This is a genomic window from Salinimicrobium oceani, assembly GCF_012037645.1.
The window spans coordinates 1-290 of the sequence record NZ_JAAVJR010001572.1; the positions used below are offsets into that span (position 1 = coordinate 1).

Here is a 290-nt window from a genome sequence, read left to right on the forward strand (position 1 = left end):
CTTTTTAGGGTAACTATGAGGAATCATCTAAAATTAAGTGATATTGCCGATACAAAGGCCAACATCCTGCTTTCTGTAAATGCCATAATTATTTCGCTCGCTATTGCCAATCTCATCCCAGATCTTACAGCTCCTGTTGATGCAGGTACAACAGTGATGATCCCAACTTTTATTTTAATGCTCTTTAGTGTGGCGTCGATCATTGGCGCAATTATGTCTACGCGTCCAAATGTAACTTCGGGCGAATTTACCCGGGAACAGGTAAAAAACGGAGATGTGAATGTGCTCTT

Annotated in this window: 1 protein-coding gene; it reads left to right on the forward strand. The window is 41.0% G+C overall.

Annotated features, from left to right (window positions below; genetic code table 11):
• Positions 1 to 290, forward strand: a 290-nt coding sequence (locus HC175_RS23115) for a Pycsar system effector family protein (protein WP_235942739.1), incomplete at both ends; no start/stop codon positions are given.